Origin of the sequence: Herbaspirillum sp. LeCh32-8 (assembly GCF_017814915.1) — a bacterium.
GTDB lineage: Bacteria > Pseudomonadota > Gammaproteobacteria > Burkholderiales > Burkholderiaceae_D > Herbaspirillum.
Map to the genome: position 1 here is coordinate 117062 of NZ_JAGIPZ010000010.1, position 14730 is coordinate 131791.

Here is a 14730-nt window from a genome sequence, read left to right on the forward strand (position 1 = left end):
ATGGCAGCAGTACCCTACCCGGCCACCGCGTCGGAACTACAAGAATCCAACCTGTACCGCAGGATCACCTGGCGCTTCGTGCCCCTGTTGATGATCTGCTTCGTGTTCGCCTATCTGGACCGGGTGAACATCAGTTTCGCCAAGCTGCAGATGCAGACCGACCTCGGCTTCTCGGACGCCGTCTACGGCCTGGGCGCCAGCATCTTCTTCGTCGGCTACTTCCTGTTCGAAGTGCCCAGCAACATGATCTTGCACAAGGTCGGCCCCAAGCGCTGGATCGCCCGCATCATGGTCACCTGGGGTATCGCCTCGGCGGCGATGATGTTCGTCAGCAATGAAGCCAGCTTCTACGTGCTGCGCTTCCTGATCGGCCTGTTGGAAGCCGGCTTCGTGCCGGGCGCGCTGTACTTCTTCACCAACTGGTTCCCGTCGGTGCGCCGCGGCCGTATCAACTCGCTGTTCATGGCTGCCATCGCCGTGTGCGGCATCATCGGCGGCCCGCTGTCGGGCGGCATCATGAAGTGGACCCACGGCATGGCCGACATGCACGGCTGGCAGTGGCTGTTCCTGCTCGAAGGCATTCCCTCTATCCTGCTGGGCGTGGTGTGTTTCCTGGTGATCGACGACAAGATCGAGGACGCGCGCTGGCTCAAGCCTGAAGAAAAGAAACTGCTGATCGATCGCATCGCGGCCGAGCCCAAGAGCGAAGCCGTGCACTCCTTCGGCGCCGCGCTGAAGCAGCCGACCACCATCGTCATGTCGCTGATTTACCTGGTGCTGGCCTCGGGCATCTACGGCCTGGTGTTCTGGATGCCGCAGCTGATCAAGAGCGCCGGCACCGACGACACCTTCATCATCGGCCTGATCTCGATGCTGCCCTACATCTGTGCCGGCCTGGGCATGATCTTCATCGGCCGCAGCTCGGACCGCACCGGCGAACGCCGCTGGCACCTGGCCTGCTGCGCGCTGCTGGGCGGCATCGGCTACGCCGCCGCAGCCTACTTCGGCAGCAACACGCTGATCCTGGTGATCGCCCTGTCGGCGGCCGCCACCGGCATCATCGCCGGCATCGGCCTGTTCTGGATCCTGCCCCCGCGCGTGCTCTCGGGCGCAGCGGCCGCTGCCGGCATCGCGCTGATCAACTCGGTCGGCCAGCTGGGCGGCATCATCACCCCCTACATGGTCGGCAAGATCCGCGACATCACCGGCAGCCCGGCCATCGGCCTGTACGTGGTGGCGCTGGAATGCGCGGTCGGCGCAGCGCTGCTGCTGTGGGCCCTGCCGCGCCGCATCTACTTCCGTGAGCCGGCGCAAAAGTAATTGCCCCCATCGCTGGACGCTGCAAATACGAAACCCGCCATCAGGCGGGTTTCGTTTTATGTGGCCCCCTTAGTCAAGAGTCGAGGCATGACAAACGACACTGGGTCCCTGCTTTCGCAGGGACGACACTGAAGAGTTAGCCAATACCTCCTGCGGTTCCAGCCACTCACTGCCTGTCGTTCCTGCGAAAGCAGGAACCCAGTGTCGTTCAACGCACGTCGAGCCACCACAACCGCAAGCTCGCGACGACACAAAAGTCTACGACTTGCACGCCCATGCCGGCGACAAATTGCCCGCCGCATCGAAGCGATACTGCCCCTGCAGCCAGCCCCAGCCGAACAAGGTCAGCACGCTGTTGTAGTAGTTGAATTCGCCATCCCCGGCGGCGCCGGCATGTGGGACCGCGCGCGACCATGCCGTCCACTTGTCCCGCACCAGCTGCTCCTGCGCGGCAAGCGGCTCGGCCGCGCCGGTGGATTTCAGCCAGGGCAGTACGGCAGCGGAAAAGCCCACCGGGCCGCGCCCTTGCGGCGCACCGGTGACGCTATTGATGTTCTCCGGCGGCGCCGCATAGTTGACGATGGCGCGCGTCATCGGCGCCAGCGCATTGCGGATAGCGGCCACCAGCGCATCGCCGTCGTCCGTCACGCCGGCCCACAGGTAGACGCGGATGGCGTCGTAGCTGCCCAGCACCGAGCGCTCGCTGTCGGGCTGGAAGCCCTTGGCCGCGTCATAGATCACCCAGTCCGGCGCGAAGCCCTGCGGTGCCGATTGCGTGATCAGCTTCGCCGCGCCCTGCGCCATCGCGCTCCACGGGCCGCTCGGATCGACGGCGGCAAAGCGGCGCAGCAGCGGCAAGGGCAGGTAACTCGGATTGAGCCGCCAGCGCTCACGGCCGATATCGAAGCCGTACGGGCCGGGTAACAGCATCGGCCCGAGCTCCCCCATCGTGCGCACTTCCTGCGCCTTGACCTGGTTGAGCAGCGCCATGCCGGCTTTCAGGTACTCGGGCATCTGCCACAGCCGGCTTGCCTCCAGCAGCGCGTAGGCGAACCACAGGTCGGCGTCGGCAGCGGAATTGGGATCGATCACGCCGAAGCTGCCGCCTTCGCGGCGGCCCCAGTGCCAGGCCGGCAGCTTATCGGAACCGGCGCCGAGATTGTCGCGGCTCCAGCGCCAGATCGCGGCGAAGCGCGCGCGGTCGTCGGCCACCAGCGCGAAGAACATGCCGTAGGACTGGCTCTCGGAGGTGCTTTGCTGCTCAGGCACGGAAAAGTCGACGATGCGGCCGTCGGCCTGCACGTGACGGCGCGCGAACGCCTCCCATTGCGGCCAGCCGGCCGGACAGGATTGGGCGGCGGCGTCAGTAGCCAGCGCGGGCAGGAAACTCACGAGAGCCAGTGCGGCGCCGGCCTGCAGCAACAGCCGCCGTTTGGGGAAATAAGGGGTCATCGTCCATCGTCCAATTGTCCGGCGAAATCGCGCGTGGTTTTGGGCAGGTCGCGGCTGAACACGGCCGCACGGTCGTCAAAGAAGTAACGGACAAACAGCATGGCCGCATATTGGCGGTCGCGTCCCGGGGTGAGGTTGAGATCGCCCAGCACGCCCAGTTGCCAGCGCGGCGCCAGGCGCCTGACCGCCGCCAGCTGCACATGCGCATACATGCCGCTGTCGTTGCCGCCAGCATAACCGCAATTGACGGCAGACGCCGGCACCGCCCGATACGGCACAGGCAAGCAGGCCGCGGCCGATTGCGAGGCGCTGTTCCAGCCCAGTTCCAGGTTGCCCGAGAGCTGGCTCTGGTGCCCTTCCTGCGTCATGAACTGCGAGGCGATGCCGGCGCTGACCGAGCGCTGCGGGCTGTAGTAGCCGCCCAGGCCCCAGCCGTACTGGTTCTGGTTGTTGTCGTAGTGCAGATAGTGCAGCGCCGGGCCGAGGTTGAAGTAATCGAAGCCGCCCAACTTGAGGTCGTAACCGGCGCCAAGGTCCAGCGCGATTGCGCTGTTGCCCTGCACGTTGTGGCCGCTGAAGGCCGCGAGCTCGGCATTGGCGGAAACGCTCCAGCGCGGCGCCACCTGCACCAGCGTCTTGGCACCGATGGCGTTGCGCCGCACGTCGCCCCACCACGCGCCGGTTCCCGCCAAGGCTACGCCGCGCCAGGACAGCAAGGAGTCGCGCACCGGATTGCTGCCGACATACGCGCTCCAGCTGCCCCATTCCTTTTGCTGCCCGACGGCCGCCTGCGCGTGCAGCTCGCTGCCGCCCGCGCCGCCGTCGGTCACGCCCGCCGCGGCCTGCCACGCCAGGCGACCGGCGTCGGTCAGCCAGAGGGAGTCCTCCACGCCAAACCATACCTCGCGCACATTGGCGAAGCCCGATTGCAGCGACGCCGCCGGCACGCCGAGCGCGCGTGCAACATTGTCGGGCGCGATCGCCCCCGCATCCAGGCGCACGTTGCGCACCCGCAGATCGTACTGGCGCGTGCCGTCGGCGCCGCCGAACCACTGCGCGCGCAGCGCCGGCGCCGGCGTTTCCAGATGCCCCTGGCCATCGGCGCCGGCATGGTTGGAATAGCTCATCCCGGCCGTGACCGACGCCGCGCGAATGCCCTGCAGGTTCTGCGGCAGATAGCCTTGCACGCTTTCGCGCAGGACCTCTGCCTGCTCGGCCGGCTGCGCCGCGATCTGCTCTTCGGCGCGCTGGCGCAGGCTGTCGGCGAGGACGAATTGCTTCTGGTAATACAGCTGCTGGCTCTGCAACGCCGTCACGTAAGTCGACAGCGGCGCCTGCTTTGCCTCGGCCGTCGCGGCCAGTTGCGGCAGACGGCCGCGCGCGTTCTCGGACAGCGCCCAGCCCTCGGCTGCGCGCGCATCGCGCGAGGCGCGATATTGCGCGGCAAAGAGCTGCGCCGCCTGTTCATAACGTTGACTGCCGTACAGGTTCCAGCCACGCAGCGCGGCAGTCTGCTGCCGACTTGCGCCCAGCTTCTCGGCCTCGTCCAGCGTGGCCAGGCTGGCGGCGTAATCCTTGGTCTGGTTGTAGCGGTCGGCGCGCAGCAACTGCAGGCGCGCGCGCTGCGCCCTGGCGCGCGGATCGGCGGCCAACGCCGGTTCAGCCAGCAGTTTGTCGGCGCCGGCCATGTCGCCGGCCTGCAAGCGGATCTGCAGCAAACCCAGTTGCGCATCGACGTTGCCGGGCTGCCACTGGTGCGCGCGGTTGAACCACACCGCGGCTTCAGCCAGGTCGTTGTGGGCCAGCATGATCCAGCCGGCCAGCGTTGCGGCGGCGGCGTCAAGATATCCGCGAATGTCTTCCGCCATGTCGGGCAGCAACTGCCACGCCTGCGCGCTCGCGGGATCGAGCGCGGCCAGCTGCGTCAAGCGGCGGTCGTAAAGCAGGCGCTGGAATTTGGCGTCGCTGTCGGCATCGCGCACGCCACCATGCTCGGCGGCGACCAGCGTGCCCACCATCTCGCTGTCGGAGCCCAGCGTCTGCTGCGCCATGTAGAGCGTGGCGATGCGGTTGGACGCCGGCGCGCAATCGGGAAAGACCGAGCGATACAGCGCGAAGGCTGCGTCCTTGTGACCGGCGCGGGCCAACAGCTCGGCCGCGCTCCACAACCGGTCGATGCGGGCGCAGGAAAAGTCCTGTGGGTAACGCGACATCAGGTCTTGCAGCTGCGACGTGCTGAGCGGCCCCACCGGCCCGCTCTTCGCATAGGCGAACAGGCGCTCGATCTCGCCCTCCTTTTGCAGACGCGCGCGTTCGGCCAGCAGCTGGGATGACGGCGACCAACCCGTCGCCTGCGCGCGCGTGCGGGCAAGCTGGCGATCAAAACCGGCGAGATCCTTGCGATGCAGGAGCGCCCACAGCGGCTGCTCGTCCACGCCGGCCGCTGCAGCGGCGGTGGCCGGCGCACCTGCCGCATCGGCTGGCCCCGGCAACAAGGCTTGCTGCCGGCGGCGCGTGTCCGCCAACTCACGCCGGCGTTCTTCGGCGCGCAGCTTCACGTCCTGCTGCACGCTGCGCGCCGCGCGCGCGCCCTCGCCTTGCGTCACGCTTACCGCGCCCTGGCCGCGCTTGATCTCGACCTGCTGCGCCTGGCGCTGCACGCTGGTGACATTGCCCTGCTGCTGCGCCATGGCCGGCGGCAGCGGCAGACCGGCCGCCAAGCCGACCAGCCAGACGGGATGCGGCAGATACCGCAGTCGGTTTGCGCCGCCCATGATCAGATATCGGCGTTGCGCTTGCCCTGACGGCGGCGCAGGTGAGCCCGCAGCTGACGCCAGCACAACCACGCCAGCACCAGCAGGGCAAACATCACCACGCCGTACCACATCCACGGATACTTGGAGGCAATGTAGCCCAGATACTCGGCCTTGCCGATGGTGCCTTCGTCATAGGTCGGGCCGATGCGCTGGGTCGCCACTTCCGGCTTGCCGAACGACAGCAGCGAGACATCGCCGGCGATGTTGTTCCAGTAGGCCGGCGAGACCAGTTGCGCCACGCCCTGCTGCAGCTCCTCCGGCGTGGCCGACGCGAACACGGTGGCGGTGTGGTCGTCCAGCGCCGCGGAGCGGAACTGCATTACCACCAGTTGCTTGTTGAGCCTGGCGTCCCCCGTGACTGCGGTGTTGAGATAGGTGGAATCGGCATTGCTGCGATTGGTGCCGGCGATGGTCTGGAACTGCTGGCGGAACCAGTTCGATTCCTTGCCCGGCCTGGCTACCGGGATGGAAGCGCCGGCGAAGCTCAGGTTCTGCTCCAGCGTCCATGGCGCCTCCTTCAGCAGCTCGCGCGGCAGATTGCCGAGCGCGCCGACGATCAGCGCATGGCGGTTCACGGTCGGCTTGCCGAAGGTCACCTGGGCGGCGCCCAGCGGCACGCTCTGCTTTTGCGCGACCTTGGCCAGCAGCGTCCAGGCGGCGCCGATGGTGGCGCTGTCGCGGCCGGCCACGACCAGCGCCAGCTCGCTGCCGTCGCTCCGGGTCACATACGGGAAGGCGCTGCTGGAGAAGCGCGACAGGTCAGGCAACTGGGCGAAGCGATAGATGTAGGGCACCTTCACCGAGGAATCGTCGAACAGGCTCATGTTGAGCGGCCCGGTCTGGTCGCACTGGCGGTTGGGCATGATGATGGGACGGAACGACAGCACGTTGTTGCCCGGTTTGAAGTGGCGCAGCGGCAGCGTCAGGCGGTAGTTGTCGTAGAAGCCGCCCTGGCGGTCTTCCACCGAGATGGCGCGCTGGAACACGTCATTGAGGTAGAGGTTGATCACGATGCTGGAGTTGAGCATCGCGCCCTGGGAGAAGTTGAGATGGAACTCCATCTGCGCGTCTTCCTGCGCGTACACGTCGGGCGGCAGGTTCACGTTGACCTCGGCCGGCGTCACGGTGGTGATCGGCGCGGTGCTGAAACCCAGCTGCTTGAAGCTGTAGACGCCCTCGGTGGCGATGTTGGCCTGCGGCAGATAGTTGGGCAATTCAGGCGGCGTGAAGTCGGTGATGTTCCATTGCGCCTGCTGCGGGAATTCCAGGTTCTGCCACGCGAACACCTGCGCCGCCTGGCGCACCTGACGCTCGTCGGCGCCGGAGACGATCAGCAGCACGTGCTGGCCGTCCGGCATCGGATACACCCCGAGGAAGCTGCCCTTGATCTGCGCCGCCACCTTGGGATCGATGAAGGGCTTGAGCTGGTCGAGCGTGCCCACCAGCACGTTGTCGGCATTGCCCAATCCCGTCAGTTGCAGTCCCGGCACCGGGCCGGCGCCGCTACCCGCCTGCGCATCGACCTGGGTGATGGTCGGCAGCACATAGCGCAACTTCAGGCCGATGCCCTGCGCCACCATGCCGCCGGCCGACAAGGCGTCGTCCGAGTCGGGATGGCGGGCGGTGATGATGTTGAACTTCTGCTGCGCGTGCTGCTTGGGGTCGAACAGGTCGCCCAGGTCCGACAGCATCGGCGCGACCGAGCGCAGCTCGGATTGCAGCCGCAGCGTCGATTGCGTGGTGTCGATCTCGGTCCAGAGCTCGGGTGCGTTGGGGTCTTCGCACTGGGTGTCCTGGCTATGCTGCGCGACACGGAAGATCAGCTGGTTGTAACCCGGCTTGAGCAGCTCGGCCGGCAGGCGGATATCGGCGGTGATCTCCGGCTGGCGCGCCGACAACTGCAACTGGGCGATGCTGTGGCCGTTCAGGCGCACCACCAGTTGCGAGCGGTTGTTGAGCGCGATGGAATTGGTGGCAACCAGATGCAGCGCCGCGGACTTGATGTTCTCCCGGCGCGAGAGCGGCAGGCTCAGCATGGCCGCGCCGTCCAGCCGGGTCAAACGCATCGGCCCGGGTTGAGCACCGAGATCAGCCAGGCGAATCTCGCGCGAGCCGGTCGCCCCCGCCGTGGCGGTTGCCGCAGTGGTGGCTGGCGTCGCAACCTTGGGCGCAGCAGCGGGCTGCGCCTGTGCCGGCAGCTGCAGGCCGGCCGTCAGCAGCGCGGCAAACAGCACGCCAAGCAGCGCGTGCAAAGGAAGACGAGTCAGACGATTCAGGCTTCGGGGCGAAGTCATGGAGGCTCCGGGTTTACTGGATGAGATAACGATAAAAGCGCTTCAGGCGATACGGCAGCGAAGCGACGAAACGGGTGGCCAGCACCGGCGCCACCAGACGCCGATGCAGGTAGGCGCCCAGGCCCTTGCAGAACAAGTAGTACTGGTGGCCGGCATGCACCGTCCCCAGCCGCACCAGCAGCGCGATGCCGCCGAAGATGCCCAGGCGCTGGTTGCGACTGGCGCGATAGGCGGTCCAGCGGGCGCTGTCGCCGGAAGACAGCGACACCGTCTCTGAGAGACCGGCCACGCTGCGGTCGGTGAAGCGCACGCCGACCACGATGCGGGTCTTGTCGCGCGAGGTGAAGCTGCTGCGCACTTCGACCGGCAACAGGCTCTCATGGCCCATGGCCCGGTTGTAGACGCGCAGGTGGTTGAACGCCAGGTCAACCTGCTGCGCCAGCGCGATGTCGAACTGCAGCTGCGCGCCGCCGGCGGAGATGTCGATCACCTGGCATGGCAGCGGCTCATGCCAGACGGCATGCGCTGCGGCCTTCGCCTCGCCTTCCAGCCGCACCGTGGCGCCGTCTTCAAGCGCCTGCGACAACACCGCCGGGGTGTCCGGCGAGGCGGTGATCTTCACGGCTTCACCAAACAGATCCACCGGCACGCGCGGCGACGCGCGCCGCTGCTTGCGCTCGTACAGCACGCCGATGCAGGCGTTGAGGATGATCAGGTTGAGCAGATCCCAGCACAGCGCCGAGATGATCACGTCCCGGTGCTCATGGGCGTGGAACAGCTTGAACAGGCCCACCGCCATGGTCAGCATTACCGCCGCATAAACGAAGTAGAACGGCCCGGCCAGCTGCGACACGGCGTCGTGCTCCAGGTGCTCGCCCTTGGGCGTGACGTTGAAGCTGGGCGCGCGCGGGTTCTTGATCACCATGAAGATGGCCTGCAGCGAGAACAGCGACTGCAGCATCTCATAGAGTTCGGAGATCAGCGTCCAGCGGTAGCGGCCGAACAGGTAATCCGAGGTAAGGATGGCGCCGACCATGGCCGGCAGGCCGTAGGCGAAGAACTCGGGAATGCTGGCGTTGTAGAAGCGCAGGCCCAGCACCAGGTAAGCCATCGGCGCCAGCAGCAGCATCACGCGCGCGTAGCTGAAGAACCAGTAAAAGGTGTTGGAGAAGTAACACAGCTTTTGCGGAATGGAGAGTCCCTTCATCGCGAACACATTGCGCAGCAGGAACAGCTGCACCATGCCCTGGGCCCAGCGCAGGCGCTGCACGATGAAGCTGGAGAAGGTCTCGGGCTGCAGGCCGGAAATCAGCGGCTCGTTCAGGTAGGCGCTGCGGTAGCCCTTGGCGTGCAGTTTCATGGCGGTCTCGGCGTCCTCGGTGATGGAGACGCCGCCGATGCCGCCCACTTCATCCAGGTGCGAGCGCCGGATCACCGCGGCCGAGCCGCAGAAATAGGCGCCGTCCCAGAAGTCCAGCCCGCGCTGGATCACGGCGTAGAACATCTCGTTCTCCGGCGGCATGCGGCCGAACATGTCGAGGTTCTTTTCCACCGGGTCGGGATTGATGAAGAAGTGCGGCGTCTGCACCAGGTAGAGTTTTTCATCCTGCTGGAAGAAGCCGACCGTCTTCTCCAGGAAGTCCACCGTGGGCACGTGGTCGGCGTCCAGGATCAGCACCAGGTCGCCGCTGCAATGCGCCAGCGCCTCGTTGACGTTGCCGGCCTTGGCGTTCTGGTTCTTCTCGCGCGTGATGTAGTGGCCGCCGTGGCGCGCCGCCAGTTCCTGCAATTCGATATGGCGCTGCTGCGCCTCGGCCGCCTTGGCCGGCGAGGCCTGCGTGCGCTTTTGCACGGTGCCGCCGTCGTCCAGCAGATACACGCGCAGCTGGCCGGCCGGATAACGCATGTCCAGCGCCGCGCGCAGCGTCACTTCCAGCAGCTCGGTGGGCTCGTTGTAGGTCGGGATCAGCACGTCCACCGCCGGCACCTTGCCCGGCGTGGTGTCCAGCGGCGGCGACTCGCGCTTGAGCGGATGGACGTTGACGAAGAAACTCAGCAGCGCGATGGCGATGCCATACACCTCTGCGATGTACAGCGCCACCATGAAGACGAAATCGAAGAAGTTGTCGTAGGCCAGCGTGTTGAAGGTGCGCCACCACATGTAGCGCAGCAGCAGGAAACTGGAGAGGAGCAGGAAGAACACCCGGAAGCGCCGCACATAACCCAGCGTGCGCATCAGCAGCATCAGGCCCACGGCGCTGCCGGCCATGACGAACTGGGCGGCAAGGTCGACCCGGATCGCAATGGCCGCCAGCAGTACCAGGGCCACCGCCAGCCATAGCGCCAGAATGCCCAGGCGGGCAGTTATGCCTTTGCCGCGATGGGGAGCTACGGTCAGCGCGAGATCGTCCGTGTCTTGCTTGGCCATGGATGCTTGTTCTTTTTGCGTATGGAAGACAGCCTGCCCGCCGGGCACGTGAATTGACGCCGCCCGGCCGCCTGATCAGCCTGAAACAGGAAGGTTAATAGTAAATGTTCTTAATTAAATTGGAATAATTTTGATTACATAGATCAATACTTCGGGAATGAGTTCTTCACAGAAACATTATCAAACGATCAAAATTTCACCATTTTCGATTGTGCAACTGCAAGCGATCTCCTCCTATCGGGATTTCCCTGAGGCCGGCGCAGGTTGAGAAAGCCGCGCCTCAAGCAAGACAAACACAAAGCGCAGGACGAAAAAAATGCCGGACTGCTTACGCGATCCGGCATGACGGTCAATCCTTACAATCATTTTCAAGCCGCGGCGAAAAGCCGCAGCGGCTCAACGCAAGGCCGGCAGCTCCGGCGTGATGTCTCGGCTTGCCGCCCGTGGAGCCGAAGGCGCGGCCGACGCCGCAGCGTAGGCCTGCTGATCCTGGGTGGCCAGGCGGAACTGGCTGACCACGTCGGACAGGCGCGCAGCCTGTTCCTGCATGGCTTCCGCGGCGGCGGCGGCCTGCTCCACCAGCGCGGCGTTCTGCTGCGTGGTCTGGTCCATGTCGGTGATGGCCAGGTTGACCTGGCTGATGCCGTCGCTTTGCTCACGGCTGGCGGCGGTGATCTCGCCGACGATGTCGGCCACATGGCGCACGCTGGAGACCACCTCATCCATGGTGGTGCCGGCGCGGCCGACCAGCTCGCTGCCGGTGCCGACCTTGGCCACCGAGTCGTCGATCAGCTGCTTGATTTCTTTCGCGGCCGAGGCCGAACGCTGCGCCAGCGAGCGCACTTCGGAGGCAACCACCGCGAAGCCGCGGCCCTGCTCGCCGGCGCGCGCCGCTTCCACTGCGGCGTTCAACGCCAGGATATTGGTCTGGAAGGCGATGCCGTCGATCACGCTGATGATGTCCACGATCTTGCGCGAGGACTCGTTGATCGAGCCCATGGTCTGCACCACCTGCGACACCACTTCCCCGCCCTGCTGCGCTACCTGGGAGGCCGACGCCGCCAGCTGGTTGGCCTGGCGCGCGTTGTCGGCGTTCTGGTGCACGGTCGAGGTCAGCTCTTCCATGGCCGATGCGGTTTCTTCCAGCGAGCCGGCCTGACGTTCGGTGCGGGCAGAGAGGTCGAGGTTGCCGCCGGCGATCTCGCGCGAGGCGGTGGCGATGGCGTCGGTGCCGCTGCGCACCTGGCCGACGATGCGCGCCAGGTTGTCGGTCATGGCTTGCAGCGCATGCAGCAGCTTGCCGGTTTCGTCGCGGCGCGCGGCCAGTTCGGCGTCGATGCGCAGCGTGAGGTCGCCCTCGGCCACGGATTCGGCCACGCTGACAGCGCGCTCCAGCGGACGGGTGATGCTCAGCGCCAGGCGCCAGGCGAACAGCCAGCCCGACATGAACAGCAGCACGCCCAGCACCAGCATCAGGTTGCGGCTTTGTTCATAGATGCCCTGGATGTCGTTGGCGATATGGTCGATGCCGGCGCGCTGTACGTTGAGCAGCTGCTGCAGGTTGTCCAGGTAGCCCTTGGCCGCGGCGTCATAGGGGCCGGCCAGGATCTTCGCGGCTTCCTCAGCCTGGCCCTCGGCCTTGGCCTTGGAGATGGCGTCGCGGTACTTGATGTAATCCTTGCGCACCGCCGACAGCTTGTCGAACACGGCTTTTTCCTCGTCGGAGGAAAGCAGGGCCTCGATCGCCTTCTGCTGTTCGGTCGAGAGCTTGGAGGCCGATGCCGCATCCTCGGCGAAGAAGCCCGCCAGGCTGGGATCGGCGCTCTTGGCGATGGCCGTGGTGCGGCGCACGCTGGTGTGAATGGTGCGATACCAGTCGGAGACCAGGCGCTCCTTGGTCAGCGGCTTTTGCATCATGGCCTCGGTGGCCATGGCGATGCCGTGCAGGCGCCAGATCGACAGCGCAATGACGACGCTGGCGGCGATCAGAATGAGGGCAAAGCCCATTGCCAGTCGTTTGCTGATCTTCATGTTGGCGAAAAATGCCATGTTGTTCCCCGGTCGAAAATGAATGCAGCGAAGCGGGCAAAGCACCCGCCGGCGGATGTTAACGGCCCCCCGGCCGCTGCGGCATCGGGTTTTTCCCGAAGCGCGCCATTGTCCTGAATAATTCCCGTCAGCTGATATTCGTATTTCTACTAATCCCCTTTCCTTCCTGTCGGGCTTCCGTACGGGCAAAAAGAAGGGACGCCGTGGCGTCCCTTGCTATCAAATTCTTATTTTGCGTCGACGAAATCCCCAATCGTCTGGCTTGCCGGGAAATAGACCGTGAAGGTGCTTCCGTGATCCGGCACTGACTGGATATCCAGCGTAGCGTGGTGGCGCAACAACACATGGCGCACAATCGCCAGGCCCAGCCCGGTGCCCTGGGTCTCGCGCGAACGGCTTTTGTCGACCCGGTAGAAGCGCTCGGTCAGGCGCGAGATGTGCTCGGGGCTGATGCCAATGCCGGTGTCCTGCACCGAGAAATGGGCGCCCTTGTCGTCGCTCTCCCAGCGCAGCATGATGCGGCCGTCGGCCGGCGTATAGCGCACGGCGTTGGTGACCAGGTTGGTGAAGGCGCTACGCAACTCGTCGACATTGCCCTTCAGATCCGGCCCGGTGACCTCCAGCGAAATCCGATGCTTGCCGGCGGACAAGGCCCGGCCCTCCTCGGCGATGCCTTCCAGCAGCGCCTGCACCCGCACCACCTCGGAGCGCAGCGGGTAGTCGATCGACTCCAGGCGGGTCAGGGTCAGCATGTCGTCGATCAGGTTCTGCATGCGCTCGCCCTGCTCGGTCATCAGGGTCAGGTGGGCGGCGCGAGTCTGCTCGTCCAGCTTGGGCTGGGACAGCGCGATCTCGAGGAAACCGTTGATGACAGTGAGCGGCGTGCGCAGCTCGTGCGAGGCATTGGCCACGAAGTCGCGACGCATCATGTCGATGCGTTCGGACTCGGTGACATCGTGCGTGACCAGGATCTGGCGGCGGTTCTCGAACGGGATGATCTGCACGATCAGCTTGCGCTCCTGCAGCGCCAGCGTCAGCGGCTGCTCGTAGCGGCCGAGGATGATGTAGTCGATGAAGGCCGGGTTGCGGATCAGGTTGGTGACCCGCATGCCCTTGTCGCGGTCCAGCCGCAAGCCAAGGTGCTGCTGCGCGGCCGGGTTGCACCATTCGAGGAACAGCACGTCGTCCATGATCACCACGCCGTCCGGCAGCAGGCTCATGGCCTGGCGAAAACGCGCCAGCCACTCGGTCAGCTCGGCCTGGTTCTTCTCGTCGTCGCGGCGCATGCGATACAGGCGCGCATACACGTCGGTCCAGGCGCCCCAGCCGTCAGGCAGGCGCGACTGGCCGGAATCGTCCAGCCAGCTGGAGAGGCGGTACAGGTAATGCAGATGGGTGATCATCATCGCCGCCACCCCCAGCACCGCCACCACCAGGCCGGCGACCGGGCCGAAGAAGAACGCTACGACTCCCGCTCCCGCCAGGCACAGCACCAGGCGCAGGACGGCGGGAATCCAGAACAGCAGTTGTGGACTCATTGAACTCGCAAGAAAAATCGTGGGAGCGCGGATGCGCCGATGCCTTATTGTCGCCCAATAAGCCCTATTTGGTCGACAGCATGTAACCGACGCTGCGCACGGTCTTGATCAGGTATTCGGCATCGCGCAGAGCCTTGCGCAGGCGCAGCACGTGCACGTCCACCGTACGCTCCTCGATCACCACGTGGTCGCCCCAGACGCGGTCCAGCAGCTGGCTGCGGGAAAACACGCGGTCGGGATGGGCCAGGAAGAACTTGAGCAGCTTGTATTCGGCGTGGCCGATATCGATCTTGCCGCCCGACAGGGTGACCGAGCAGCTGGCCGGGTCGAGCGTGATGGGGCCGGCCGACATGACTTCCTGCGCATGCTCGGGACTCTTGCGGCGCAGCAGCGCCTTGATGCGCGCGGTCAGCTCGCGCGGCGAGAACGGCTTGGTGATGTAGTCGTCGGCGCCGTTGTCCAGGCCGGCGATCTTGTCCTCTTCCATGCTCTTGGCGGTCAGCATGATCACCGACAGCTGCTGCAGCTGTCGGTCGGCCCGAATGCGCGAGAGCAGGTGCAGGCCGCTGCGGTCAGGCAGCATCCAGTCCAGCAGGACCAGTTGGGGCGCGCGGTGCTGGACGAAGTCCCAGGCGGCCGCGGCGTTGTTGACGACGAAACTGGACCAGCCGGCCTCCTTGAGCGTAAACGCAATCAGCTCGGCAATCGACGGCTCGTCTTCGACGATCAGGATAGTGGTCATTTAATCTACGTCTTATGAAATGTGCGGGTCTCCCTCCGCCATGGACACCGCGCGGGCCGGCAGCTCGTAGAGGCTGGCCACCGTGTTCTTT

At 65.6% G+C, this 14730-nt stretch carries 8 protein-coding genes; 1 reads left to right on the forward strand and 7 read right to left on the reverse strand.

Going from position 1 to position 14730, the window contains the following annotated elements:
* Entirely contained in the window at positions 1–1320 is a 1320-nt protein-coding gene (locus J8I26_RS17225; protein ID WP_209608326.1) for an MFS transporter, read from the forward strand.
* Positions 1321–1578: 258 nt separating this feature from the next.
* Here the strand turns inward: J8I26_RS17225 and bcsZ are convergent, their stop codons facing one another.
* From bcsZ to J8I26_RS17260, 7 genes are all read right to left on the reverse strand, one after another.
* The gene (gene bcsZ / locus J8I26_RS17230) at positions 1579–2772 is read right to left on the reverse strand and encodes a cellulose synthase complex periplasmic endoglucanase BcsZ (RefSeq protein WP_209608327.1); all 1194 of its coding nucleotides are present in this window, start codon (positions 2770–2772) and stop codon (positions 1579–1581) included.
* Complete coding sequence (locus J8I26_RS17235) at positions 2769–5546, reverse strand: cellulose synthase subunit BcsC-related outer membrane protein (protein ID WP_209608328.1); 2778 nt, start codon at positions 5544–5546, stop codon at positions 2769–2771. Before J8I26_RS17235 ends, bcsZ begins: the two co-directional genes overlap by 4 nt.
* 2 nt (positions 5547–5548) lie before the next feature.
* On the reverse strand, positions 5549–7882 hold the full coding sequence (locus J8I26_RS17240) for a cellulose biosynthesis cyclic di-GMP-binding regulatory protein BcsB (protein WP_209608329.1): 2334 nt from the start codon (positions 7880–7882) through the stop codon (positions 5549–5551).
* A 13-nt stretch (positions 7883–7895) separates the two neighbouring features.
* Positions 7896–10310 (reverse strand): UDP-forming cellulose synthase catalytic subunit, encoded by a 2415-nt coding sequence (gene bcsA / locus J8I26_RS17245; protein ID WP_209608330.1) that lies wholly within the window; start codon positions 10308–10310, stop codon positions 7896–7898.
* 396 nt (positions 10311–10706) lie between these two features.
* Positions 10707–12359, reverse strand: a complete 1653-nt coding sequence (locus tag J8I26_RS17250; RefSeq protein WP_209608331.1) for a methyl-accepting chemotaxis protein — start codon at positions 12357–12359, stop codon at positions 10707–10709.
* A gap of 227 nt (positions 12360–12586) precedes the next feature.
* Positions 12587–13897: a phosphate regulon sensor histidine kinase PhoR gene (gene phoR, locus J8I26_RS17255; RefSeq protein WP_209608332.1), complete on the reverse strand. Its 1311-nt coding sequence runs from the start codon at positions 13895–13897 to the stop codon at positions 12587–12589.
* Between the two features lie 64 nt (positions 13898–13961).
* Positions 13962–14639, reverse strand: a complete 678-nt coding sequence (locus J8I26_RS17260) for a response regulator (RefSeq protein ID WP_209608333.1) — start codon at positions 14637–14639, stop codon at positions 13962–13964.
* Positions 14640–14730 lie beyond the last annotated feature (91 nt).